Raw genomic sequence first — 3,031 nt, forward strand, 5'->3', positions numbered from 1 at the left:
CATTCGAGCGGCTCCCTAATAGTTAACAATATTTTATGCTCAAAGCCATTTATCAGACTCGATAGCCTTTCTATTTTTTTTTGCCACCTACCACTTTTATAACCGAACAATCCATCGTAATCAGACGTAAGCCATTCATCTGATATTAAAAACCTTCCTTTAGTTAATTCAGACGATATGCTGTCCCGCACTTCATTAAGAGTATATTTTTTACTCCCAAAGCAAAAGCCACAAACTTTCTCATATAGATCTCCATTTCCTACAAAGCTACCACTTTGTCGTCCATGGTATAAAATCCCCTCTAGGTTAGGGAAAACACTTTTCTGTAAGCTGGTTGTAGCTGTTTTGTGCAAACCTATGTGTATCAAAATTTCACTCATAAAAATACCTCGAAAGACAGTGGACGCCAAGGGAAACGCATGAACATCCCCGTCATGAAAGGCTTCTCAGCACGGTCTCTAGGTACTCTTGGTCCATACGCGCACATCATTCGCGTGCGCTGAATGCCGGCTTTAAAACTCTTTTCTTGCTTTAATAAATTCAAAACCATTTGCCTTATTCGTGCAAAAACTTCCGCTCGGTCATCGACTCTTATTCGGAAAACATCTTCTTTTAATCCAACATCAAGTTGCCAATGCATTGATTCAATTAACCGCATCACGAAGCTCTCCCCCGGTGTCAGGATAGTTGTCCAGATATTGAATCGCCCTAAAATCCAGCTATGGAGGGCTAATGGAGGACACTATGCCGAGCACGGAAAACGCATGAACATCCCCGTCATGAAAGGCTTCCCAGCACGGTCGCCAGGTACTCTTGGTCCATCGCGCACATCAGTCGCTTGCGTTGAATCCCGGCTTTGAAACTCTTCTCTTGCTTTAATAAATTCAAAACCATTTGCCTTATTCGTGCAAAAACTTCCGCTCGGTCATCTATCCTAATTCGGCAGGCATCTTCTTTTAATCCAACATCGAGTTGCCAATGCATTGATTCAATTAATCAGTGCGAGCGAGTGGCATCATGAAGCTCTTTCGCTGTCAGTGCTTTTGAGCTTATATAATAGCGAACTGAAATATCTGACTCTTCAGCGTGTTTTCCTTCTTGTCTAACACTCACCATGATACCCATCGTTTTTAACTCAGGCCAATCATAAGCCAAATCACCTAATACTGTAGTGGTCAAGAAAAACTGGCCACCGGTTTATAGTTAATCCAGTATTTTTCCTCTGCCAGGTTCGGACTCATACCGCTATTATGCTGATGTGGCCTAAGTTGGCTGTAATACCCGATTAAATATTTCAGTATATGCGCTTGAGCCTGCGAAAATGAACGGTAACCATAAGTCGGTACCCATTCTGTCTTCAAACTTCTGAAAAAGCGCTCCATTGGCGCGTTATCCCAGCAGTTACCTCGGCGGCTCAAGCTTTGCTTTATTTGCCGTTTCCAGAGTGTCTGACGGAACTTACGGCTCGTATAATGGCTACCCTGATCACTATGAAACATCACCCCTTTAGGGCGTCCACGGCTCTCATATGCCATTTTCAATGCGTTACTGGTTAACGTGCTGTCTGGTGACAACGACATTGCCCAGCCAACCGGTTTTCGTGCAAATAAATCAATAACGACAGCCAGATAAGCCCATCGACTGCCGGTCCAGATGTATGTGACGTCACCACACCAAACTTGATTTGGTGCTTCAACGTTAAACTGTCGGTCTAAATGGTTTGGTATTTCAACATGTTCATCGCCTGTCTTCTTGTATGTATGGCTGGGTATTTGGCAGCTCACTAAACCAAGCTTCTCCATCAGTTTACTGGCACGATAGCGGCTCAGCGGAACATCTTGATCCGTCGCCATTCGCGCAATACTACGCGCGCCAGCAGAGCCTTCACTGTCGCTAAAGAGCTTCTTGACCTTGGCTTCTTCCATGACTTTTTGGGCACATATCGGCTTTTTTGAACGTTGTTGCCAGTGACGAAAGCTGCTGCGATGTACGCTAAATACCTGGCACAGCTTATTAACTGGATAGCTCGTCTTGAGTTTCTCGATTATCGAGAATTGTTCAGAGAGTCGGACATCAAGAGAGCGGTAGCCTTTTTTAAAATGTCATTATGCTCCTCAAGGCGCGCCAGCTTTTTCTTTAGCTCCCGAATTTCAATTTGCTCTTGTGTGATGGGGGAAGCATGAGGCGTAACGCCTTGTTGCTCCTGTCTCAGTTGCCTTACCCACTTATCCATGGTGGATTTGCCCACGCCCATGGCAGTAGCTGCTTCGATAATCGTGTAGTTTTGTTCGAGAACAAGCTCGGCGGCTTCACGTTTAAATTCCGCGCTGAAAGTACGTCTTGTGCGTTTGGTCATGGTTTCACCTGTCATGCGATGAGGCGTATATTAACACCTCTAATCAGGTGGCCAAATTCACTATGCCACTACATACACTTAAATCAGTATTGATGAGTGCACATCGTGYTTCTAAACGTCCATGCGATTTCTCTTGTGATGAATCCGAGATTCCGCAGCTATTTTTAGATTTTATTTCGCCGAAGATGCCGACACGTTCGTAACAATTGAGAAATCATGCTGACTTTTAGGCACTAGCAAAAAGGAATGTGATTTTTGATGACGAGTCACGTTTAACCTCCTGATAGTAGATGAAACACAGTTTAACCGATTGTTGATATCAGAAACCAACTTGTATAGCCACCACTGAGTGACCTAGCCACTCGATACGTGATGGGCGTCACGTAATTTATTAGATAATTAGGTGCGGAATGACGGGAGTAACACTGCTTTGATACGATCGCGCACTCGCCCATCACGAGTCGTCCCATGTTGGCGGTCGAGTTCAAGCTTCTGCTGTTTGGTTAAAGTCACTTTCATAGGTAGGAATCATGATCCTGTTTCTACGTAAAATCAAGCATCTTCAATGATCACAGGTATATACTTTTCTCAATTATAGACCGAGAGGATTACTGACACTCAATCATTTTTCATATTTTATTATTCCTAAATATAATTCATCCATCTATTTTGAAC

At 43.7% G+C, this 3,031-nt stretch carries 2 protein-coding genes and 3 pseudogenes; all 5 read right to left on the minus strand.

Annotated elements, in window-relative coordinates; translation table 11 throughout:
• The coding region (locus BZG13_RS14955; RefSeq protein WP_198935537.1) for a hypothetical protein at positions 1-380 on the minus strand (380 nt) is incomplete at its 3' end.
• Between the two features lie 52 nt (positions 381-432).
• Positions 433-649, minus strand: a pseudogene (locus tag BZG13_RS14960) (transposase); the annotation flags it as partial.
• A 128-nt stretch (positions 650-777) separates the two neighbouring features.
• Positions 778-1,170: pseudogene (locus BZG13_RS15405) on the minus strand (ISAs1 family transposase); the annotation flags it as partial.
• Positions 1,171-1,175: 5 nt separating this feature from the next.
• Positions 1,176-2,356, minus strand: a protein-coding gene (locus tag BZG13_RS14970; protein WP_108743911.1) for an IS3 family transposase whose coding sequence is annotated in 2 segments (ribosomal slippage) — positions 1,176-2,089 and positions 2,089-2,356 — 1,182 coding nt in all. Because the reading frame shifts where the segments join, the coding sequence is not laid out codon by codon here.
• A gap of 411 nt (positions 2,357-2,767) precedes the next feature.
• A pseudogene (locus BZG13_RS15240) lies at positions 2,768-2,875 on the minus strand (IS630 family transposase); the annotation flags it as partial.
• Positions 2,876-3,031: the final 156 nt, after the last annotated feature.

It is taken from the genome of Salinivibrio sp. ML323, from assembly GCF_001995745.1.
Lineage (GTDB): Bacteria > Pseudomonadota > Gammaproteobacteria > Enterobacterales > Vibrionaceae > Salinivibrio > Salinivibrio kushneri.